Raw genomic sequence first — 20,652 nt, forward strand, 5'->3', positions numbered from 1 at the left:
TCAACCATTCCAAAGGACTCAGTGAAAATGAAAATAGTTAGAATATTCGGCGTCGTTCTGGCACTGCATGTGGTCGGCGGCATTCTTTTTATCCAGCCCGGTTGCCAATCGCAACCCCGTCCGGATACCGCGGCGACACTTCCCGCCACCGGCGACCAACCGGCCGAAAGGCTGGATTGGGACGACTGGGACGAGGAGTCCTTCGCGGTCGCCCAGGAGCGGCCACGCTCGGCTCCGAGCCGTCCGGCTTCGCGTCCTTCGACGCCGACCGCCGGGACCGGTTCGACCTTGCAGCCGCTCCCTTCCGGTTTGGAACCGCTCACGCCGGTCCCCGGCGATGAGGGAGAGGAGCGGACCTACACCGTGCGCGGCGGCGACAGCCTTTGGACCATCGCCAACCGTCACAATGTCTCCCTTCGGGCGTTGCTTTCGGCGAACAACTTGACCGAAGACAGCGTGATCCAGCCCGGCCAGGTGCTCCGTCTCCCCTCCGGGAGCAGCGCCTCCCCGCGTTCGTCCGGCACGACCGCGTCGTCGGCTTCGAGCGCGCCGTCCGGGACCACCACCTACACCGTCCGCCGTGGCGACAGCCTTTCCGTGATCGCCCGTCGTCACAACACCACGGTGCAGGATTTGAAGGCGCTCAACAACATGACTTCCGACGTGATCCGGATCGACCAACGCTTGATCGTTCCCGACGTCGGCAGCGAAGGCGCCCGGCCGCAAAGTTCGACTCCGGCTCCCCGGTCTTCGACTTCCGGTTCCAACTCCGCCGCCACCGGCCGCACCCACACGGTCGAGCCGGGCGAAACCCCGGGCGGGATCGCTTCGCGGTATGGCATTTCGGTGAACGACCTGATGAGCGCCAACAATATTTCGGATCCGCGGCGGATGCGGGTCGGTCAACGGCTGACCATCCCGGGCGTGGCCGCCGAAACGACCGCCGCCTCGGCACCGCGGCCGAGCGCTCCGGCGCCGCGCCAGGACCGCGAGCCGGCCGCCACCCGTCCGACGCCCGCTCCTCAACCGTCGCAGCCGGCCCGCACGCCGACGCCGCGCGACATTCCCGTCATTCCTTTGGACGACGAGGAAGAAGAAGAATTCCCCATCATTCCGATCGTTCCGGCAAATGGTTGATGCCGCCGGGGCCACCACGGTGAAACTTTAGGATGCGAACCAAACCAGCAGGATCCAGAAAACAGGACTTATTGCTTCATCCTGCCTTCGTGGTCCTGGTCTGCGTCACCGGCCTCACCTTGCTCGGGGTCAGCATCCTTTTCAGCGCCAGCAGTCATTCCGGTCCGGATCCTTACTTCTTTCTGAAGCGGCAGGTCATCTGGGTCGGGGTGGCGCTGATGGCTGGAATCACCGTGAGTATGGTTCCGCTCGAAAAGTCCAAGCCGCTGGCTTGGATCATCTTCGGAGTCGTCATCGTCGGATTGATCCTGGTTTTGATCCCCGGGATCGGGGTTTGGGTCAACGGCAGCCGTCGCTGGCTCTCCGTCGGTCCGATGCGACTCCAGGTCTCGGAGTTCGCCAAACTGGCGATGGTTTTCGCCCTGGCGGTCTACCTCGGGGCGAACCAACGGCAGATTACCACGTTCTGGAAGGGATTCATCATCCCGTCCGCTTTGGTCGGAGTGATCACCGGTCTGGTCATCCTCCAACCCGACTACGGGATGGCGTCCCTTTGCGCGGTGGTCGGTTTCACCATGATGTTTCTCGCCGGGACCCGGTTGATCTACTTGATCCCGACTGTCACGACCCTCGGATCGCTCTTCCTCCTGGCCCTTTATCTGAGTCCGGTCCGGTGGCGACGGATCATGGCTTTCCTTGATGTCGAAGGCAACCGGATGGACAGTTCCTACCAGCTCTGGCAGGCGATTCTGGCATTTGGCGCCGGAGGTGTTTCCGGAAGCGGGCTCGGGAATGGCCGTCAACAGATGGCCTTTTTGCCGGAAGCCCACACCGACTTCATTTTCGCGGTCATCGGCGAAGAGTTGGGACTGGTTTTCACCGGCGCGGTGTTGCTGCTCTTCTTTGCGATTTTCCTGATCGGAATGGTCCACCTGCGGCGGGCCCCGAATCTTTACCAATACCTTTTTGTCGCCGGCGCCCTGATGCTGGTGGTTTTCCAAGCTTTGATCAACATGGCGGTGGTGACCGGATGCATCCCGACCCAAGGGATGTCGCTGCCATTTATCAGTTACGGCGGGTCCAACCTCGTGGTGGTCTTCATGATCGTCGGGCTGATCGTCAACACGGCCTTTTCCTGGGAAAAGTCGCCGCTCAAAGGAAAAGAACGGAGTCTTAAGGAGATCGTCGCATGAACCGGATTCTGATTTCATGCGGAGGAACCGGGGGTCACCTGGCTCCTGGCATCGCCTTGGCCGAAGGCTTGATCGCTCAAGGCCATACTTGTTGGCTGTTGATCAGTCACAAGAAGGTGGATGCGCGGCTCGTCCAGAAATATCCGCATCTCGCCTTTATCAAGAGCCCGGGAGCGCCGTTCACCTTGCGCCCGACCGGGTTGCTCCGTTTCCTCGGGGCTCAGGCGAAAAGTCTGGTTTCGTCGATGCAGTTGTTGAAGCGGTTGAACCCCGATTTGGTGATCGGGTTCGGCGGATTCAGTTCGGCCGGGATCTCGGTCGCCGCCTTTTTGAAGAAACTGCCGTTCGTGATGCATGAATCCAACCGGATTCCCGGACGGGCGGTCCGGTTCCTGAGTCACTTCGCCCCGGCCCGAATTTATCTCCCGATCGGCGTCAAGATTCGCAGTGTCAGTCCGGAACGGATACGGTATTACGGTTGCCCCGTCCGCAAGGAAGTCCAGCGCCTGCCGGTTGCGAAAAGCCGTGCCACGATCGGGGTCGACGAACATTCCAAACTCCTGGTGGTCCTCGGCGGCAGCCAAGGGGCGAGCGCCTTGAACACCTGGGTCGAGAAACATTTTGAGCATTTGGCCCACGAAGACGTTTGCGTCTATTGCGTGACCGGACTTGGGAAAGGGGATGCACGGGTGGTCGAGTCGGCCTCCGGCGAAGGAGGGAAAGCGAAGGCGCATTTCGTTCCCTTCACCGATCAGATGTCGGAAGTGCTGTCCAGCGCCGATCTGGTATTGTCGCGGGCCGGAGCGGGAACGATCGCCGAGTTGATGCGTTGCCGGACCCCGGCGATCTTGGTGCCGTATCCGTTTGCGGCGGACGACCATCAGCGGGAAAACGCCCGGTTCTTCGAGCGGCAGGGAGGCGGCATCGTGATCGAGCAGGACTACATGAACGATCTCCATAAGGAAGTGTTGGAATTGATATTCAACGACTGGATGCTCCAGAAATTTCGTCTCAATCTGGAACGGATGGACCGGGAGGACTCGCTTAGTCTGATCATCAAAGACCTGGAGGAGATCTGCCGCGCCGCGCGGCAGGAACGGGAATCGCGAAATCTGGAGGTGGCATGACCGGGCATCTCCAGGAAACCCTCTCGCCGGAAGCGGTCTTTCAGGAACGGGTTCCACTGCGCGGCAAGACCACACTGAAAGTGGGCGGACAGGCCCGCTATTACGCGGAGCCGGCTACCGTCGACGATCTGCGCTTTTTATTGAAGGAGGCGGCTCGCCTCAAGGTCGCCCCCTTTATTCTCGGACGCGGTTCCAACCTGCTCGCCCTCGACGGTGAGATACCGTGCCTGGTCATTCAGTTGCGCCATCCGTTTTGGAAACGGCTGGAGCGAGTCGATGATTTAAGATTACGGGTAGGAGCGGGGCTGCGTTTGCGCGAGCTTTGTATCCAAGCCGGCAATCTCGGCCTTGGCGGTTTCGAGTTTTTGGAAGGGATTCCGGGAACGGTCGGCGGGGCGTTGCGAATGAACGCCGGGGCGATGGGGGGATGGATGTTCGACGTGGTGGAGGAAGTCCGCCTGGTCGATTTGGCCGGAAACGAAAAAGTGGTCCGGCGAGACGAACTCCACTACGGCTACCGCCATTGCGTGGAGCTCCGCGACGCCTGCGCGGTGGAAGCGGTGCTCCGGGCGCCCGGTAAGGCGGAGACTTCCGCGATCCGGGAAAAGATCGCCGGTTTCCAGCAACATCGCTACGGCTCGCAACCGAAAGAACCTAGCGCGGGATGTATCTTCAAGAATCCCGAAGGGGATTCGGCCGGTCGACTGATCGATTCGCTCGGTCTGAAGGGAATGGCGGTCGGGGCCGCGGAAGTCTCGCGGGTCCACGGGAATTTTATCATCAATACCGGCGGAGCCACCAGCGACGAGGTGGTGGAATTGGTCCGCCGGGTCCGGGCGGAAGTCCGGCGGCAAAGCGGAGTGCTCCTCGAACCTGAGGTGCTGGTGCTCGGCGCGGACTGGGAAAAACTGTTACAGGAAGGCGGGATTCAATGAAAAACGAACCGGTGATCGCGGTGTTGTCAGGAGGGATTTCGGGGGAACGGGAAGTCTCCCAACGGTCGGCGGCGGCGCTTTATGAGGCGTTGCGCCGGGAGTATCGCGCGGAATTGATCGACGTATCGAGCGCGGCGATACCCGAGGGGCTCGATCCGGACCGCCACGTGGTGGTATCGGCCTTACACGGGACATTCGGGGAGGATGGCGGCATGCAGACGCTTTTGGAGGAGGCCGGATTCGCCTTCACCGGGAGCGACGCCGCCGGGAGTCGGCTCTGTATGGACAAAACCGCGACGAAGGAACTGGCCGCGTTCTGCGGAATTTCGGTTTCTCCCGGAGTGACGTTTTCGGCGGACGCCCCGCCGGCGTTCCGGTTTTTGGAAGCGGAGTTCGGGGACGATCTGGTGGTGAAACCGAATGGGGAGGGGAGCAGCATCGGCTTGCATTTCGTCCGCAACGCCGCCGATTACGAGCGGGCGCTGCAGGAGCTTTCCCCCGGGAAGTGGATGGTGGAGAAGCGGATTCCGGGCCGGGAGTTGACGGTCGGCATTCTCCAGGGCCGGGCGCTTGGGGTGGTGGAGATTATTCCGCAGTCGGGACATTTCGACTACGCCAGCAAGTACACGAAGGGGTTGACCGAATACAAGTGGCCGGCGGATTTGCCGGGGGAAACAACGAAGCGGATACGAAACGCGGCCGAAGCGATCTTCCGGCGATGCGGTTGCCGGGACTTCGCCCGGATCGATTGTATGATTTTGGATACGGGCGAACCTTTTTTTCTCGAAATCAACACGATTCCCGGTTTAACTGAAACGAGTTTGTTGCCAAAGAGCGCCCTCTGCGAGGGAATTGATTTCCCGGTTTTGGCAAAGGAACTGGTTGCGCCGGCCATCCGCCGGTTTTTCGCGCGAGCGGAACAAAAAATTGTCACGTGAAGAAAACCAAAACAGGCCGCAAATCGGATTCCCGTTCCTGGCGGGAAATCCGGCAGACCGCCAGCCGGAAGGTTGTCACCGCCCATGCCAAGCGGCGGATCTTGAAGGGCGTGTTGCGGGGTGCATTGGCGTTTGCCACGGTGATCATCATGGCGGTCGGGACGTATTTGGGGGTCGGATACTGGCAGTCGGGCATCCAACGGGTGAATACGGCCCTGCCATCCCAACCGCTGCGCGAGATCGTTTTTTCCACCGATGGGGTTTTGACGTTGAACTGGGTCGAGTCGGTGCTGGCCTTGCCGGAAGAGGTGGAGATCATGTCGATCGACATCCACCAGCAGAAATTGAACCTGGAAGGGCACGGTCAGGTGAAGAATGCGGTCGTCCGCCGACTGCCCGACCGGTTGGTGATCGAGATCCAGGAGCGGTTTCCGGTGGCTCGGGTGGCGGCGCGTTCTGAGACCGGCGAGGTGGTCGAATACCTGGTTGATCGGGACGGCTTCGTTTTCGAAGGATTTGGATACGACCGGCACGAGCGGGCGGGATATCCGTTTTTGGCCGGAGTCCAGCTGCAGCGGACCCGCGAGGGGTTCCGGCGGTTGCGCGGGATCGATCAGGTCGATGATTTGTTGCAGACGGCGCGGCGCGAGATGCCGCATTTGTATCGATCGTGGTATGTCGTCGACTGCAGCGAGTTGCCGCTGCTGACAGTCCGGAGCGATGATTTCCGGGAGATTGTCTTTGGTCCCGGGCGGCTTGTGGAACAGTTGCGAATGTTGGACATGATTGTTGAGGCAAATCGGCGGCAGATGCTCGGCCGGCAGGACCGGGTTGATTTGTCCTTGGGGAACCAAGTGGTGGTGCGTTGAGGTGGGAGTTTAAGAATATGGCGAAAAGCAAGATCATCGGAGCAATTGAAATTGGCACATCGAAGGTGGTGGTGTTGATCGGCGACGTGGTCAACGGCCGCAGCCTGAGTATTGTCGGAATGGGGCAATGCTCTTCGCGCGGCGTCATCAAGGGGGACATCATCGATTTCAAACAGGCCAGCGATTGTACCCATGCCGCCATTATCGCCGCCGAGAAACAGGCCAACACCAGCATCGAAGGCGTTTATTTGGCCCAAGCGGGCGGTCACATCGACGGGTTTTATAATGAGGCGGTGGTCAACGTCAGCTCCAGCGAAAACATGGTCAGCCGACAGGATATCACCACGGTCTGCCAGCTGGCCAAATCGAAAGCGGTTCCGACCAATCGGACGGTGATCCATCATGTTCGGCAACCATTCCGCCTCGACGGACGACCCGTTGTCAACCCGGAGTTTCTGGAGGGACGGAAGTTGGAGGTCGGCTATTGGACGGTCCACGGCGAGGTGGCGCATGTCAGCAATTCGATCCATATAATCAATGGATTCAGTTTGCACGTCGACGACTTGATCCTCTCCAGCCTGGCTTCCGGAGTCATGACGACGACCGAAGAAGAACGCCGGAGCGGTGCGCTGGTGATCGATATCGGCAGTGGGGTGACCGATTTCGTGTTGTATCGGGACGGACATGTCTTGATGACTGGATCGATTCCGGTTGGGGGCGATCACATCACCAATGATTTGAGCCTTGGCCTCCGAATCGGGCACAAGCAGGCCGAAAGTATCAAGACGAAATACGCCCGGGCATGGGTCCGATTGGAAGACAAAGGGGAGAAAGTTTGGCTCAATGGCGACCTTGCGATCGGCGACCGCCAGATTCCTCGGCATGCGATCAATCAGATTACCTCAGCCCGGGTCGAAGAGATTTTCGAGATCGTCAAAGCCAGGTTGGGGGAGGCATTGATTCCCGAAAAGATCACCGCCGGAGCCGTCGTGACCGGTGGCAGTTCGCGGATTGAAGGGATTGATGAGGCGGCCGCCAGGATTCTCGGGATTCCGACCCGTTGCGGTCAAAACCCGGACTGGGTAAAGGACGAATTGAGAGGGCCGGAATACAGCACCATTCTCGGACTGTTGAACTACGGTTTGATCAATCAAAAGGACAAAGTGGCCGAACAGAGTCGGAAGAAAGGGCTTTTGGCCAGGATTTTCGGTTGAGAGGAACGTTGCGATGAATAATGAAACAAGTCCTTCGATTTCGCTGAATCACAGCCTCCCCGACCGTCAGGCGTCGATCAAGATCATTGGGGTGGGCGGAGCCGGAGCCAATGCTGTCGACCGTTTGAAAATGGAGGATCTCGGGCAGGTGCCATTGGCGGTGATCAACACCGATTCTCAGGCCCTGAGCGCATCTCCGGTGGAGTCGAAGTGCATGATCGGCAAAGGAGTCACCCGTGGCCTTGGCACCGGTGGCGACCCCGAGCTCGGAAGGGCCGCGGCCGAAGCCGACATCGCGGGGATCAACCGGATCGTCAGTGGAACCGATCTGATTTTCCTTTTGGCCGGCATCGGCGGGGGCACTGGCAGTGGAGCCGCTCCGGTGGTGGCCCGGTGCGCGGGCGAGGCCGGCGCGCTCGTGATCGCATTTGTCACGTTGCCGTTTACGTTTGAAGGTGCCCGGCGTCAACGTCAGGCCGAGGAAGGATTGGTGCAACTTCGGCAGCAGTGCGACGCGGTTATTCCGTTGCCAAACGATATTTTGCTTCAGCAACTCGATGACGACGCCAGCGTGCTCGACGCCTTTGAAAAAGCCGACGAATGGATCGCCCGCGGCGTGAAATCGATCTGGTCGATTCTTTCACGGACTGGGTTGATCAACCTCGATTTCGCCACCTTGCGGCAAGTGTTTTCCAGCAAAGGGGGAAAGACGCTTTTCGGACTCGGTTGCGGCGAAGGGAAAAATTGGGTACAGGAAGGCATCAACGACCTGATGCTTTGCCCGCTCCTTCACACGCCGGAGTTTTCCCGGCGGGCCGACCGCTTGTTGGTGAACATCGTGGGCGGTCCCGATCTCGGAATTTCGCACGTGAACAAGATCATGAGCGCCGTCAACGAGCACTTTGGCAAAGAGGCTCACGTGGCGATGGGGGCGGTGATCGACGAGACAATGGCCGGCAAGGTCGAGATTTGCGTGTTAGGAACCACCGATGTGACGACGCGTCCGGGGAACTTCCCGCGCAAGACCAATGTGATGACTCGCCCGGTGGAACCGGCCGCCTTCATCCCAACCCGTCCGCCTGCCGCCGCCCAGATCGCGGCAACGGCGGCGGCCACGCCGAAACCTCCTGCTCCGCCGCACCCGGTGGTTTCGACCCCTGCGGCCCAACCATCCGCTCCGCTATCGCCATCGGTCCCGGTCAATGCGCCAGAATCGATAGTGGCCAAGAAAGCGACGCCCACGGGGCCGGTCCATGGGCAACAGGAAGAACTTCCTTTCAAGGAACCCGGCAAGCGCGGTTTCTTCGACGCGACCGACGATAACGTATTCAATGGGGAGAATCTTGATATCCCCACGTATATGCGCCGCGGCATCCGAATCGTGTTGAATTGACGCGTTGCTCTTCTTGTAGCATCCCGGCTTTCGCCGGAAACATCGAGTGAAGACTCGATGGTTGGAGCTTCGTCCTTCAGGCGAAGACTCGTCGATCACGAAGCCCGCCCCATATGACGCCCCGTCATCGAGCGAAAGCTCGACGCTACGTAGCATCCCGGCTTTCGCCGGATGACATCGAGTGAAGACTCGATCGTTGGAGCTTCGTCCTTTAGAGCGAAGACTCGTCGACCACGACGCCGGCCTCGCATGGCGCCCCGTCATCGAGCGAAAGCTCGACGCTACGTAGCATCCCGGCTTTCGCCGGATGACATCGAGTAAAGACTCGATCGTTGGAGCTTCGTCCTTTAGGCGAAGACTCGTCGATCACGACGCCCGCCCCACATGGCGCTCCGTCATCGAGCGAAAGCTCGACGCTACGTAGCATCCCGGCTTTCGCCGGATGACATCGAGTAAAGACTCGATCGTTGGAGCTTCGTCCTTTAGGCGAAGACTCGTCGATTACGAAGCCCGCCCCATATGACGCCCCGTCATCGAGCGAAAGCTCGACGCTACGTAGCATCCCGGCTTTCGCCGGATGACATCGAGTGAAGCCTCGATGGTTGTGGAGCTTCGTCCTTCAGGCGAAGACTCGTCGATCACGACGCCCGCCCCACATGACGCCCCGTCATCGAGCGAAAGCTCGACGCTACGTAGCATCCCGGCTTTCGCCGGATGACATCGAGTAAAGACTCGATCGTTGGAGCTTCGAGCGGGCGGTGGCCACCGGAGGAGCCCTGCGGATGAACGAGATCGCCCTGTTCGGAGGTGAGCTGATGTCGGCGAAGCCGGGCAGGGATAGCCGATCTTCAGTCGAGGGGTAAACCGCGGGCCTCAGCGCCGATCCGACTCGGGGCGGCGGTAAATGAGTTCGGCGCCGCGTAATTTTTCCCGTAGTTTGGCCGGGTCGTCGATAAAGGTGTAGGGTTCTTCGGCCCAACGGAAGGTCCGGCCGAGGATCAGATGTTCGATCGGCAGCTTTGGAGCGGATACCTGGACGGAATCGGAGGCTTGCGATATAACCTGAGGCGCCATCACTTCTCGGTCGCGGCTCAAACGGGAGACGACCAGCAGTCGACCGTCCGCGAGATGAATTTCTTCGATTCGGACCTGCCAGGCCGGGTCGGGAACGGTGATGTCGATGGACACGGTCCGCAATCCGTCGTTGCCGCCAGGCGCCCCCGCGGGATGCATGCAGCCAAGGAGAACGAAGAGAAGGGCGACGGTCGGCAAGCTGAGGAGGAACATTTTCATCAGGCGGATAATGTGTCCGTTTTCGTCGACGAATCAAGACCGGCGCTCCAATGGATGCCGGGAAAACCGTCGGATTCGGAAAAAATGGCGACGGTGCTGTCGTTAGACGGTTTTATCCGTATGGTAAAAGGGAACTCAGAAAGGAAAGGACGACATGCAGCTACCATTGGAAATTTCGTTTCGCGGGGTGGAGAGAACCCAGGCGATGGAGAGATTAATCAATGAACAAGCGGCGAAACTCGAACAAGTCTGCGATCACATCACCAGCGTTCGGGTCAGCGTCGAGAAACCGCAGGAACATCAGCGAACGGGAAATCCGTTTCGGGTGAGGGTGATTGCCCGGATTCCCCCCGGCCATGAATTGGTCGCCGCCCGCGATCCGGTTGAACGCGATTTACACGATCCGTTGGACAAAGTGGTCCGGGAAACCTTCAATGCCTTGCGCCGGCAGGTGAAGGAGACCAATCAAAAGCAGAAGGGGGAAATCAAACGTCATCCGGCTCAAGAAGTAGGGGCGGTGGTATCCAAGCTCTTCAAGGTGGACGGATACGGTTTTATTCTCACTCCGGAGGGGAGGGAGATCTATTTTCATCGCAACAGTGTGCTGCACGACGATTTCGACCGGCTGGTGATCGGCGCGGGCGTCCGGTTTTCGGAGACGATGGGTGACGAAGGGGCGCAGGCCACGTCATTGGAGCTGATTGACAAACCGGCGGGAAAGATCGCCCGGGGGGACGGCATGGGGAGGCCTTAGAAAGGAGGCGCCGTCTGAGCGGCGGCGGAGGGTAAATGGAATGAAACGGTATCGGGAAATTCAGGACAAATTGAAAGCCGATTTGGATGAAATCGTCGCCCGCAGCGAAGTGATCCGGTCGGCGATGCGGGAGCATGATCCGGCGGGCAATCTCAGCTTCGAGGAATTTGCGGCGGAAGGAGAGTTCGACGAAGTCTTGGATTCCTTGGGCGATCGGTCCCGGAGCGAGTTGTTGGATGTCTGGAATGCGCTCCAGCGGATCGAGCGCGGGACCTATGGGACCTGTGCGGAATGCGATGAATCGATCGCGTTCGAACGATTGGAAGCTCTTCCGGCCACCGAATACTGCATCGACTGCGCGACGAAATTGGAGCAAGCGATCCGCCGCCGGTGACCCCCCGTAGGATCGAGTTTCCCGCGATGGAACCTCGTGTTCCTGCAGGTCCTTGCGCAATTCTTGGGCGGTTCCCCGCAACGGGCCCCTGAAAGGCATCAAAAAATTGCAAATCTTCCGTTAAGCATCGGGTAGAATATCCGTATTTTAATTACATAGCCACCCGGTATCCGTCGGAAGTGATTTTCCGTAGTCGGGTTGGCTTTGCCGCCCGAGTTGGGGATAAGAGGAGGGGACGATCGGATGATCGGCGTCGAACGTTTTGGCCGTGTGGGGAGACGGGGCGGCGGAGCAAAATCCCGCCACGGTGGGAGGCAATATCGGGGTTACGGCGTTGAGTGAGTCCCCGATTGGCTCATTGTTTTTTCGTTTCGCCAAAATGGAATCGAATTTCTATTTTTGAGTCTGGCTGAAATGGGTTAAACCTTCGTATTGTTCCGGTCTTTCAATCCGAAACTTCATCGGCCTCCGGACCGATAAGATAGAAATATTGGAGGTCGTATCCAGGCGAATCAACGGTCACAATATATAATGGGCCGATTTCTGTAAGGAACTCTGTTGAACTACCATTCAAAATTCGGGCATTGCCTCCGAGACGCCCGGAACCAGATCGAAATGACTTATACTGCTTTTCGCAATTTAGATTCCCGGAGGCGATTGCCTCTCCCGTATCTTTGTTTCTTAGTTCCGCTTGGGTGGCGCGAAAAGAGTGGGTACACAACCGCTGAGGGCAATGCAGGCAGCCAAGACAAGTGTTATTGGTTTCATTGTATAGCCAAACGTCGAAATCACTCATGAGGAGAAGCGCCAGCTTCTCGTCATTGGGTGCATCGTCTGGTTGGCCTCAGTCTCGTTCGAGGATGTCGCTGATGCTGAACCGCCGCTCGCCGCGTCGCACATGAACGATAAAAACTCGGTCGCCTTCTTTACGGTGATAGATGAGTAGTGGACCAACAACCAAGCGACGGTAAGGCGTTCCACGTAATTCCTTCGGCTTCGAGCCGGATTCGGGGAAATCCGCCAATTTATCCGTTGATTTAAATGCCTTCTGAGCCAGACTCTTGGCGGCGATCTCATTCTCCAATTCGATGTATTCTAAAATTCTCTCCAGGTCGTTCAGCGCCGGGATCGACCAGATTACTTGAGCCATTTCGTCATTCGTTTGCGCGCCTGGTCCTGAGTCATCACTCGGCCCTTTCGAATCGCCTCTTCGCCCCTCGCGATACCTTCCAAAAGATTCAGGCGCTCCTGCGTGGATTCAAAACTTTCCACATCAACAAGGTAGGCACTAGGACGCCCATGCTCCGTAATCAGCACAGGGGCCTTCTCGTCCTTCACTTCCCTTAAAATTCTCGTCGCTTGCCGCTTCAGAGTGGTTACTAGTTCAACTTTCATAAGTGATACTTTAATGGCACTTGCGCGTCAGTCAAATTCATTTGGCCAACGTCGAAGGGAGGGGCGGCGCCAGTGGCTTTCGCTCTGGCGGCGCGGCTTCACGCCGTTCCCTCCCCTGATTTGTGTGCGCCCAGCATGGGTGCGTTGTAAACGGGGTGCAAGTCCCCTGCAGGAAAACCAAACATGAAAACCTATCATGACGAGACTCCTACCTGAGGCCAAGGCGGAAAGAGCAACCGATTCGCTGGAGGAAGGCTAGGGGAAACCTGCGAGCTTAGGGGTTCCCGATCTACGCCAACAATGGATCGTTCTTCACTACGGGCCAAAAGCCCGGGTCTAGTCGGAACCGCCCGGTGCGGACCCGCATGCCGGGTGGTGTGGGACCTGCCGCTGATTGACTTTTCCGTCAGTCAGCGGTGGGGACCCGATTAGGCACAACACAGCGAAGCCCTGAGTTCACTGCCGGAGGTAAACCGCGGGGTTGTGCATCGGAACAACGTGCTCTTACTCGGGGAGGCCTCGTCTTCATGCCGCGCCGGTTTCAATCTACCGTCAAGGCGCGGCGGCGCGTCCAGCAATGGCCGCGTTGGAAGGCGAGGAGTCAGCCGAGGTCGTAGTAGTCGCATCGAACGAGCCGGGAGTAGCTGCCGACGGGTGACCCGTCCAGTGTTCCGAGGCCGAAGGCCGACAAGACCGGGCGCGAAGCGAGCCGGACCAATGGACCGGAGGCCTCAGGTGTGGTGAAGGACCGAACCGAAGAAGTGGAAACAACCGGAGGTGCCTGTGAGTGATCATGCGGCATCTTCCGTGGAGAACCAAGTTCCACAGGAAAACCTGCTGGAGCGGATTCTGGATCAATCCAATGTTGAAACGGCGTGGAAACGCGTTCGCTCGAACAAAGGGGCGCCGGGGATCGACAACATGTCGGTCGCCGAGTTCCCGGCGTTTGCGCGGGCTCACCTGCTGAGGATACTGGAGCAGATCCGGGAAGGGCGGTATGCCCCCGCTGCGGTAAAACGAGTCTGGATTCCCAAACCGGACGGAAGCGAACGCCCTCTGGGCATACCGACCGTTCTGGACCGGGTGATCCAGCAAGCCATAGCCCAAATCCTCAATCCCATCTTTGATGTGGAATTCAGCGAAGGCAGCTATGGCTTCAGATACGGGCGTCAGGCTCACGCCGCCGTCGAGCGGCTGAGCCAGGCGAGTCAAGATGGATACCGTTGGGGAGTGGACTGCGATTTGAAGTCTTACTTCGACATGGTAAACCACGACCTGTTGATGCACCAGTTGGGCAGACGAATTCGGGACAAGCGCGTCCTCGCCCTGATCGGCAAATACCTGCGTGCAGGTATCCGGCACGACGACGGCAGCACGGAGAAAACACTTAAAGGCGTCCCGCAAGGCGGCCCGCTTTCTCCTTTGCTCGCCAACGTTATGCTCGACCCGCTCGATCGGGAAATCGAGGCGATGCACCTGCCGTTTGCCCGCTACGCGGATGACTTCCTTATCCTCGCCCGCACCCAGACCGAGGCGCTTAGCGTCATGAGCGAAGTTCGGGAATATGTGGAAGGGAAACTGAAGCTGCTGGTGAACAACGACAAGAGCCGGGTCGCTCCTTTGAAGGAGTGCGCCTTCCTGGGGTTTTGTATCCACGGGAAGAAAATCCAGCGGACCGATAAGGCCGCCCGGAGATTCAAACTTCGGATACAGGAGATCACCGCCCGCAGTCGGGGTATCTCGATGAGGCAGCGCCTCCTTGAGCTTCGACGCTACTGCGTGGGTTGGTTTCATTACTTCAAGCTAGGCCTCTCATACAAGGAGGTTTTGCAGTGGGACCAGTGGATCCGCAGGCGAGTGCGTCTGTGCTACTGGTTCCGAGGCGAAGCCGACAAGACCGGTCCGAAGGAGCCGGAACAAGACTGGAAGCGGCCGCGCACGCGGCGGAGAATGCTCATTAGACTCGGTGTACCCAAAGACCGGGTAAAGCTCGCCTCGCGCTCCCGCAAGGGATATTGGCGAATGTCGCGCAACAGTCTGGTGAACCTGGCACTCAACGACCGCTATCTGGAAAAGCAAGGGGTTCAATACCTGAGCAAATTATGGGTAACCTTCAAATACGGAGACAAGGCCAAGGTCTAGTCTCTGGTCCCTGATTCTTCGGAACCGCCGTGATACGGACCCGTATGTCCGGTGGTGTGGGGGCCGGGAGAGTTAATGCTCCCGGCTACCCGATTGGGCTATTTTCGGTAAACGTCCCGTCGATGTCCGACCTTCACCACCTCGACGACAAGAACTTCGTCAAAGACCTCGTAAAGCACGCGGTAATCTCCGATCCTAATTCTGTGCGCGGAAACACGCTTCCGGCCAGCTTCTGGCATCCGGGAGGGTAGGGATTGGTCGCGAGTTCCTCCACCGCCGAGATAATTCGCGTCACCGCCTCGCGGTCGATCCGCCGCAAATCCTTCTTGGTGGCTCGCCGCCACTCAATCCGATAGGATGCCATCCTTCTTCAGCTCCGCGAGGAACTTTTCATGGGAAACGGTCGGCTCCTTGCGCCTGTCTGCGATCGCGGCCAAATCGGAAAGGTCCTCCATAAGCCGTTCATAATCAGCAATAGGCATCAGAACGGCCTTCTTCTGGCCATCTTCGTCGGTCACGTACTGAACGGAGGAACTCATGATCGAAATCTACTGGTTCTTATGAATTTGTCCATCTTTTCCTGCCCAACGTCGAGGCATGGCACGCCGCCTACAGTGATCGCACATCGCCGAGCGGCTTCACGGCGTTGCCATGGCCGATTTGTGTGCGCCCAGCATGGGCGCGTTGTAAACGGGGTGCAAGTCCCCTGTAGGAAAACCAAACATGAAAACTCATCATGACGAGACTACTACCTGAGGCCAAGGCGGGAAGGGCAACCGATTCGCTGGAGGAAGGCTAGTATCTTGTAATACAAACAATTTCGCAAATTGACATTTCTCCTCGGTCATTGATCTTGGGTGAATGGCCAAAAGATACCGAGTGACTCTTACTGGCGAAGAACGCCAACACCTGGAGACTCTGACCAGAAAAGGCAAGGGAACGGCCCGCAAGTTCATTCATGCGCGTGCCCTGCTTCTGTGCGATTACGCATCGAAGGAAAAACCGTGGACGGTCGTGGAGGTTGCCAAGGCGCTGGGTGTGACTTCGCGCACCATCGAACATGTAAAACAGCGCTTTGTTGAGGAGGGCATCGAGGCCGCGCTTGAGCCGCGGCCGCGATGCACGCCACGAGAAGTCACTTTCGATGGCGCCTTTGAAGCACGCCTGACGGCGCTGGCCTGTTCGGCTGCGCCGGATGGTCGCAAGCGCTGGACAATGCGCCTGTTGGCCGAGAAGGTAGTCGAACTTGAGATCGCTCCAGAAGTTTCCGTGATGACAATTCAACGGACACTAAAAAAAACGAACTTAAGCCTCACCTGAGCAAATACTGGAAGATTCCGCCGGATCGAAATCCGGAATTTGTAGCTTGCATGGAGGATGTCCTCGATCTGTATCACCGGCCGTACGATCCGCTTTATCCTGTGGTCTGCATGGATGAATCCTCACAACAGTTGATCGGAGAAGTGGCCGCGCCCATTCCTATGGCGCCGGGACACCCACAATTGATCGACCATGAGTACGTGCGAAACGGTGTTGCCCAGATTTTCATAGCGGTGGAGCCGCTGCGGCGATCACAGAACGCCGGACCGCTAAGGACTGGGCCGCCTTCATTGAATTCTTGCTGGTCGAAAAATATCCAAACGCCGAAAAGGTTCGCTTGGTAATGGACAACCTCAACACCCACACGCTTGCCTCCTTCTATGTCGCATTTGAACCCCAGAGGGCTCGGGCACTTGCTCGTCGTCTGGAACTCCATTTCACCCCAAAACATGGGAGTTGGCTGAACATCGCGGAGATCGAGTTTAGCGTTCTCAAGTCCCAGTGTCTAAATCGACGAATATCTGAAATCGATGAGATGAGAACCCAAGCAGCGGCTTGGGAACGCGAACGTAACAACCGCGACACCTTGGTCAATTGGCAATTTAGCACTGAGAAAGCCCGAACGAAACTCTGCCGACTATATCCGAAGTTTTAAATGTTACAGGATACTAGGGGAAACCTGCGAGCTTATGAACAAGAACCGCATAGAAGGCCGACACAGGGCGACGAGCTGGCACAACGCAGCGTACCGAGCGAAGCGACATGACCACAAGAGCCCAGTCGTTTGGTTTGCCCGTGGAGGTAAATGCGGAGGTTGTGCAGGGAAGCAACGCGCTCTTACCTGGGGAGATCCCGCTGCCCAAAAGGCGGCGGGTTCCGAGCGAAGCGACAAGACCGGATGCGAAGCAGGCCGGAACAGTCAGCAGAGGTCGTAGTAGTGAGCGAACAAGCCGGGGGCTGGAATACGCCCGTTTAAACTTGGAAACCGGAAGTCTTGATCGATCATGAAGGGCCGAACCGAAGAGGAATCTCCTGACCCCGCGAAGGACGTGGCAGACGCTCAAGCCGGACGGTCCGCGTCGCACGAGTGCCTTCGCGGCGGGAAGCATGAGGGGGTTCAAGATCGATCCTTGATGGAGCAAGTTCTCGATCGGGAAAACCTGAATACGGCCTGGAAACGGGTCAAAGCGAATAAAGGAGCCCCCGGTCTCGACGAGATGTCGATCGAGGAGTTTCCCGCGTTCCTTCGGGCCAACTGGACGAGGCTTCGCTTCATGCTGGTGAAAGGAACCTATCGCCCGGCGCCTGTGCGCCGGGTGTTTATTGCGAAACCGGACGGGTCTGAACGCCCGCTCGGAATACCGACGGTGCTGGATCGTTGGATTCAACAGGCGTTGGCGCAAGTGCTGGGGCCGCTCTTCGAGTGCGACTTCAGCGATAGCAGCTACGGTTTCCGTCCCAACCGATCCGCTCATCAGGCGGTGAGGCAGATGGAAGCCTGTTGGAAGGAAGGACGCCTCCATGCGGTGGACTGCGACCTCAAATCCTTCTTCGATACCGTTAACCACGACCGGCTTATGGAGCAACTGCGAGAAAAGGTCCGGGACCCTCTGGTCCTTGGCTTGATTCGCCGCTACCTGCAAGCCGGCGTCGTGCTGCCCGAGGGAATCCGCGAGGCCACGCCTTGCGGCGTACCGCAGGGAGGGCCACTGTCGCCCCTGCTGGCCAATATCGTGCTCGACCCGCTCGACAAGGAGTTGGAGCGGCGCGGACATCGTTTTGTCCGCTACGCTGATGACTTCCTCGTCCTGGTCAAGAGCGTGAAAGCGGCCGAAAGGATGAAAGAGAGCCTGACGCGATTCATCGAAGGAAAACTGAAACTGGTGATCAACCAAACCAAAAGCAAAGCCGCTCCCCTGCGCCAATGCTCCTTCCTCGGCTTCTGCCTTGGAAAGCGCGGCCAGATCATGTGGACGGACAAGGCACTCGCCCGCTTCAAGCTGCGGATCAAGGACGTAGCGGAGCGGAGATGGAGCGCCGGCAGGCGGCCCGAAGGGTGGCGAAGCCATCAAATTACCTCCCGAAACCGCGGTCGCCGGGTCGAGGACGTCATCCTTGAGCTTCGCCGGTATGTCACCGGCTGGCTCAATTACTTCGGGATAAGTCATACCTGCAAAACGGTATTTGCACTCGATAAATGGATACGTCGGCGAGTGAGGTTGTATTATTGGAAACAGTGGAAGCAGCCGCGGACGCGCCGTCGTCGCCTGATCGCCCTGGGTATACCGCCCGAGGAAACCAAACGAGCGACGCGCAGCCGGAAAGGCTACTGGAGAATGAGCAACAACAGCATTCTTCAACGCGCTCTGACCAACAACTACCTGACAAAACAAGGGGTTCCCGATCTACGCAAACAATGGATCGTTCTTCACTACGGGCCAAAAGCCCGGGTCTAGTCGGAACCGCCCGGTGCGGACCCGCATGCCGGGTGGTGTGGGACCTGCCGCTGATTGACTTATCCGTCAGTCAGCGGTGGGGACCCGATTAGGCTTCTCGTTCATTCCGTCCATCTGTGGACAATCGGGAGTGCGAGTAGCAGAAGAATAGGCCATATCGCCAATAGAACGCTTCCAGTCGCCCATCGGGAATTCTCCTTATCACTCCACGATTTGGCAGAAAATACAAGTGAGAGCAGAGCGGAGCCAATATATATCATTGCCCCATAGCCGATGATTCGCATCCCGTGCCGTTCGGAGTAGCCTTGCGCAATTGCGAACGACAAAACAAGTACTAAATTCCCAAGAACGGCAAGTGCAATGGCCAAAACCGACCAGAATCGCTTTGATTCCGGCGCGACACGTGATCGGATGCCTTGGAGAATCAATATACAACCGGCGATCAAAATCACGCTGGTAAATATCTCAATCATAATTCACTTTGCCTAACGTCGAAGCATGGCACGCCGCCTACGGCTCCCGCTCAACACCGGCCGGCTTCTCGGCGTTGCCATCGCTGGTTTGTTGGGCTTCCGTGGTTACCCTACGCTGCGACAGAGATTTCTCTGCATGCCCTCCTGGCGCAGGAGTCCCCCACCCACCGATTGGAGTCCAGAAAAATTTGCACTTACGTCCTTTCTCGATGAGCCATTCTGCATAGCGCCTGCCTTCGTCGGTCAAGGACCAATAGCTTCCATTCCCACTCACGCGGGCAACACCGCTTCCCTCAATCCGGTTTCCTTTTCCATAGGGACTCAAACCACCACTACCCGAACTTCCGCTTTCAGTCTCATAAATATACGAAGTGTAGCGGGGAACGTCTTTTCCCGACTCGTGCATCAATATGATGAACTGTGATTCCACTTCATCAGCCATCGAATCGATCAATGCGAACTTGGCATCTTCGTCATAGGGATTCTCTTCAACCGACTTCGCCAGTTCAAGATGCGTCGCGACCGCTGGTGAGGAATCCCTAAGTGCGGTAAGGAACTGTTTCGGATCAACATCGCCGTATTCAGATGGCGAATAGAATACCCATGGGCGGTTCCAGAGGATCGCGAAAAATCCGCCGGAAATCAAGAGAGCGAAAGCGATGACGAAGAACGTCAGGGCAACTTGGACGCCACCTTCGACTTGGGTTACCGCATAAACAAGGGCAACTTCCGTCAATGTCAGGAAGGACGCTATAATCCATAATGGAGTGATGCGTCCCGGGGGTGTTTGTTTTGTATACTTCATTCTCTTCTGCCCAACGTCGAGGGGAGGTGCGAGTGAAAGCGGCAGCTTTCACTCGTTACCTCTCTCGATTTGTGTGTGCCCGGCATGGGCACGTTGTGATGGGGTTAAAGTCCCCTGTTTGCTTCGCCATCTCCGTTGCACTCCGTCATGAACTCAACTCAACAAATGAAACTAGATTATGGCAACTGCGGAGTCGCGAGGCTCCGTGGGGAGGAAGCCTATGTCAAAGATGTGAGCCCACGTACTGTTCCGAGGCCGAAGGCCGACAAAACCGGGCGCGAAGCGAGCCGGAACAACGCGGTACAAGGCCGACGGCACGGGTAAGCTGGCACAACACAGCGAAGCCCTGAGTTCACTGCCGGAGGTAAACCGCGGGGTTGTGCATCGGAACAACGTGCTCTTACCCGGGGAGGCCTCGATGGGGCGCAATGCCGGTTTCAATCTACCGTCAAGGCATTGCCGCCGGTCCAGTAATGGGCCGGTTGTCCATCGAGGAGTCAGCCGAGGTCGTAGTAGCCGCATCGAACGAGCCGGGAGTAGCTGCCGACGGGTAACCCGTCCAGCGTTCCGAGGCCGAAGGCCGACAAGACCGGGCGCGAAGCGAGCCGGACCAATGGACCGGAGGCCTCAGGAGTGGTGAAGGACCGAACTTAACGTGCGGGACCAACCGTGAGAGTCTGCGAGTCATCGTGCGACTTCTTGCGAGGAGAACTGTGTTCCGTGGGACGATTCGCTTCGGCGGATCGTCTGGTTAGGAACCGCCGTGATACGGACCCTTATGTCCGGTGGTGTGGGGGCCGGGAGAGTTAATGCT

At 58.1% G+C, this 20,652-nt stretch carries 19 protein-coding genes and 1 pseudogene; 13 read left to right on the plus strand and 7 right to left on the minus strand.

Going from position 1 to position 20,652, the window contains the following annotated elements:
* The first annotated feature begins 27 nt into the window (after positions 1 to 27).
* From ACWUI2_RS17185 to ftsZ, 8 genes are read left to right on the plus strand one after another with little or no spacing between them, the layout of a single operon-like run.
* Positions 28 to 1,137 carry a LysM peptidoglycan-binding domain-containing protein gene (locus ACWUI2_RS17185; protein WP_486984083.1) on the plus strand — a complete coding sequence of 370 codons (1,110 nt, stop codon included), beginning with the start codon at positions 28 to 30 and terminating at the stop codon, positions 1,135 to 1,137.
* A 32-nt stretch (positions 1,138 to 1,169) separates the two neighbouring features.
* Positions 1,170 to 2,330: an FtsW/RodA/SpoVE family cell cycle protein gene (locus ACWUI2_RS17190; RefSeq protein ID WP_486984084.1), complete on the plus strand. Its 1,161-nt coding sequence runs from the start codon at positions 1,170 to 1,172 to the stop codon at positions 2,328 to 2,330.
* Positions 2,327 to 3,457 carry a UDP-N-acetylglucosamine--N-acetylmuramyl-(pentapeptide) pyrophosphoryl-undecaprenol N-acetylglucosamine transferase gene (locus tag ACWUI2_RS17195; protein WP_486984085.1) on the plus strand — a complete coding sequence of 377 codons (1,131 nt, stop codon included), beginning with the start codon at positions 2,327 to 2,329 and terminating at the stop codon, positions 3,455 to 3,457. The genes ACWUI2_RS17190 and ACWUI2_RS17195 overlap by 4 nt, the downstream gene beginning before the upstream one ends.
* On the plus strand, positions 3,454 to 4,392 hold the full coding sequence (murB, locus tag ACWUI2_RS17200; protein ID WP_486984086.1) for a UDP-N-acetylmuramate dehydrogenase: 939 nt from the start codon (positions 3,454 to 3,456) through the stop codon (positions 4,390 to 4,392). Before ACWUI2_RS17195 ends, murB begins: the two co-directional genes overlap by 4 nt.
* Entirely contained in the window at positions 4,389 to 5,330 is a 942-nt protein-coding gene (locus ACWUI2_RS17205) for a D-alanine--D-alanine ligase family protein (protein ID WP_486984087.1), read from the plus strand. Before murB ends, ACWUI2_RS17205 begins: the two co-directional genes overlap by 4 nt.
* Positions 5,327 to 6,199, plus strand: a complete 873-nt coding sequence (locus tag ACWUI2_RS17210) for a cell division protein FtsQ/DivIB (RefSeq protein WP_486984088.1) — start codon at positions 5,327 to 5,329, stop codon at positions 6,197 to 6,199. The genes ACWUI2_RS17205 and ACWUI2_RS17210 overlap by 4 nt, the downstream gene beginning before the upstream one ends.
* 17 nt (positions 6,200 to 6,216) lie before the next feature.
* Positions 6,217 to 7,413: a cell division protein FtsA gene (gene ftsA, locus ACWUI2_RS17215; protein WP_486984089.1), complete on the plus strand. Its 1,197-nt coding sequence runs from the start codon at positions 6,217 to 6,219 to the stop codon at positions 7,411 to 7,413.
* Positions 7,414 to 7,426: 13 nt separating this feature from the next.
* Positions 7,427 to 8,806, plus strand: a complete 1,380-nt coding sequence (ftsZ, locus tag ACWUI2_RS17220; protein WP_486984090.1) for a cell division protein FtsZ — start codon at positions 7,427 to 7,429, stop codon at positions 8,804 to 8,806.
* An 873-nt stretch (positions 8,807 to 9,679) separates the two neighbouring features.
* Here the strand turns inward: ftsZ and ACWUI2_RS17225 are convergent.
* Positions 9,680 to 10,099: a hypothetical protein gene (locus ACWUI2_RS17225; RefSeq protein WP_486984091.1), complete on the minus strand. Its 420-nt coding sequence runs from the start codon at positions 10,097 to 10,099 to the stop codon at positions 9,680 to 9,682.
* A 154-nt stretch (positions 10,100 to 10,253) separates the two neighbouring features.
* Between ACWUI2_RS17225 and ACWUI2_RS17230 the strand changes: the two genes are divergently transcribed.
* Both ACWUI2_RS17230 and ACWUI2_RS17235 read left to right on the plus strand, forming a co-directional pair.
* Positions 10,254 to 10,853, plus strand: coding sequence for an HPF/RaiA family ribosome-associated protein (locus ACWUI2_RS17230; protein WP_486984092.1), 600 nt, complete (start codon positions 10,254 to 10,256; stop codon positions 10,851 to 10,853).
* 40 nt (positions 10,854 to 10,893) lie between these two features.
* The gene (locus ACWUI2_RS17235) at positions 10,894 to 11,247 is read left to right on the plus strand and encodes a TraR/DksA family transcriptional regulator (protein WP_486984093.1); all 354 of its coding nucleotides are present in this window, start codon (positions 10,894 to 10,896) and stop codon (positions 11,245 to 11,247) included.
* A 445-nt stretch (positions 11,248 to 11,692) separates the two neighbouring features.
* Here the strand turns inward: ACWUI2_RS17235 and ACWUI2_RS17240 are convergent, their stop codons facing one another.
* Genes ACWUI2_RS17240 through ACWUI2_RS17250 form a run of 3 tightly spaced genes read right to left on the minus strand, consistent with a single transcriptional unit; the run spans position 11,693 to position 12,642 of the window.
* Entirely contained in the window at positions 11,693 to 12,043 is a 351-nt protein-coding gene (locus ACWUI2_RS17240) for a hypothetical protein (RefSeq protein ID WP_486984094.1), read from the minus strand.
* A 48-nt stretch (positions 12,044 to 12,091) separates the two neighbouring features.
* Positions 12,092 to 12,397, minus strand: coding sequence for a type II toxin-antitoxin system RelE/ParE family toxin (locus ACWUI2_RS17245; protein WP_486984095.1), 306 nt, complete (start codon positions 12,395 to 12,397; stop codon positions 12,092 to 12,094).
* Positions 12,385 to 12,642 carry a type II toxin-antitoxin system Phd/YefM family antitoxin gene (locus ACWUI2_RS17250; protein ID WP_486984096.1) on the minus strand — a complete coding sequence of 86 codons (258 nt, stop codon included), beginning with the start codon at positions 12,640 to 12,642 and terminating at the stop codon, positions 12,385 to 12,387. The genes ACWUI2_RS17245 and ACWUI2_RS17250 overlap by 13 nt, the downstream gene beginning before the upstream one ends.
* 783 nt (positions 12,643 to 13,425) lie before the next feature.
* Between ACWUI2_RS17250 and ltrA (ACWUI2_RS17255) the strand changes: the two genes are divergently transcribed.
* Positions 13,426 to 14,784: a group II intron reverse transcriptase/maturase gene (gene ltrA / locus ACWUI2_RS17255; protein WP_486984097.1), complete on the plus strand. Its 1,359-nt coding sequence runs from the start codon at positions 13,426 to 13,428 to the stop codon at positions 14,782 to 14,784.
* A 98-nt stretch (positions 14,785 to 14,882) separates the two neighbouring features.
* Here ltrA (ACWUI2_RS17255) and ACWUI2_RS17260 read toward each other — a convergent pair whose 3' ends face one another.
* Both ACWUI2_RS17260 and ACWUI2_RS17265 read right to left on the minus strand, forming a co-directional pair.
* Complete coding sequence (locus ACWUI2_RS17260; protein ID WP_486984098.1) at positions 14,883 to 15,023, minus strand: type II toxin-antitoxin system RelE/ParE family toxin; 141 nt, start codon at positions 15,021 to 15,023, stop codon at positions 14,883 to 14,885.
* A 105-nt stretch (positions 15,024 to 15,128) separates the two neighbouring features.
* Entirely contained in the window at positions 15,129 to 15,323 is a 195-nt protein-coding gene (locus ACWUI2_RS17265; RefSeq protein ID WP_486984099.1) for a hypothetical protein, read from the minus strand.
* Positions 15,324 to 15,645: 322 nt separating this feature from the next.
* Between ACWUI2_RS17265 and ACWUI2_RS17270 the strand changes: the two are divergent.
* Both ACWUI2_RS17270 and ltrA (ACWUI2_RS17275) read left to right on the plus strand, forming a co-directional pair.
* Positions 15,646 to 16,759 (plus strand): annotated as a pseudogene (locus ACWUI2_RS17270) (IS630 family transposase).
* 349 nt (positions 16,760 to 17,108) lie between these two features.
* Positions 17,109 to 18,560 (plus strand): group II intron reverse transcriptase/maturase, encoded by a 1,452-nt coding sequence (gene ltrA, locus ACWUI2_RS17275; RefSeq protein ID WP_486984100.1) that lies wholly within the window; start codon positions 17,109 to 17,111, stop codon positions 18,558 to 18,560.
* A 510-nt stretch (positions 18,561 to 19,070) separates the two neighbouring features.
* On the opposite strand, the gene ACWUI2_RS17280 is transcribed toward ltrA (ACWUI2_RS17275), so the two are convergent.
* A complete protein-coding gene (locus tag ACWUI2_RS17280) occupies positions 19,071 to 19,838 on the minus strand; it encodes a hypothetical protein (protein WP_486984101.1) in 768 nt (255 codons plus the stop codon).
* Positions 19,839 to 20,652 lie beyond the last annotated feature (814 nt).

This window comes from Verruconatronum alginivorum, assembly GCF_056590205.1.

Bases quoted from the DNA above. Each gene is read 5' to 3' on its own strand.
- ACWUI2_RS17195 (WP_486984085.1), top strand. From the start codon at position 2,327: ATGAACCGGATTCTGATTTCATGCGGAGGAACCGGGGGTCACCTGGCT.
- ACWUI2_RS17235 (WP_486984093.1), top strand. From the start codon at position 10,894: ATGAAACGGTATCGGGAAATTCAGGACAAATTGAAAGCCGATTTGGAT.
- ftsZ (WP_486984090.1), top strand. From the start codon at position 7,427: ATGAATAATGAAACAAGTCCTTCGATTTCGCTGAATCACAGCCTCCCC.
- ftsA (WP_486984089.1), top strand. From the start codon at position 6,217: ATGGCGAAAAGCAAGATCATCGGAGCAATTGAAATTGGCACATCGAAG.
- ACWUI2_RS17225 (WP_486984091.1), bottom strand. From the start codon at position 10,099: ATGAAAATGTTCCTCCTCAGCTTGCCGACCGTCGCCCTTCTCTTCGTT.
- ACWUI2_RS17205 (WP_486984087.1), top strand. From the start codon at position 4,389: ATGAAAAACGAACCGGTGATCGCGGTGTTGTCAGGAGGGATTTCGGGG.
- ACWUI2_RS17260 (WP_486984098.1), bottom strand. From the start codon at position 15,023: ATGCCAGAAGCTGGCCGGAAGCGTGTTTCCGCGCACAGAATTAGGATC.
- ACWUI2_RS17280 (WP_486984101.1), bottom strand. From the start codon at position 19,838: ATGAAGTATACAAAACAAACACCCCCGGGACGCATCACTCCATTATGG.
- ACWUI2_RS17245 (WP_486984095.1), bottom strand. From the start codon at position 12,397: ATGGCTCAAGTAATCTGGTCGATCCCGGCGCTGAACGACCTGGAGAGA.
- ltrA (WP_486984100.1), top strand. From the start codon at position 17,109: ATGAAGGGCCGAACCGAAGAGGAATCTCCTGACCCCGCGAAGGACGTG.
- ACWUI2_RS17185 (WP_486984083.1), top strand. From the start codon at position 28: ATGAAAATAGTTAGAATATTCGGCGTCGTTCTGGCACTGCATGTGGTC.
- ACWUI2_RS17230 (WP_486984092.1), top strand. From the start codon at position 10,254: ATGCAGCTACCATTGGAAATTTCGTTTCGCGGGGTGGAGAGAACCCAG.
- ACWUI2_RS17240 (WP_486984094.1), bottom strand. From the start codon at position 12,043: ATGAGTGATTTCGACGTTTGGCTATACAATGAAACCAATAACACTTGT.
- ACWUI2_RS17190 (WP_486984084.1), top strand. From the start codon at position 1,170: ATGCGAACCAAACCAGCAGGATCCAGAAAACAGGACTTATTGCTTCAT.
- ACWUI2_RS17250 (WP_486984096.1), bottom strand. From the start codon at position 12,642: ATGAAAGTTGAACTAGTAACCACTCTGAAGCGGCAAGCGACGAGAATT.
- murB (WP_486984086.1), top strand. From the start codon at position 3,454: ATGACCGGGCATCTCCAGGAAACCCTCTCGCCGGAAGCGGTCTTTCAG.
- ACWUI2_RS17265 (WP_486984099.1), bottom strand. From the start codon at position 15,323: ATGAGTTCCTCCGTTCAGTACGTGACCGACGAAGATGGCCAGAAGAAG.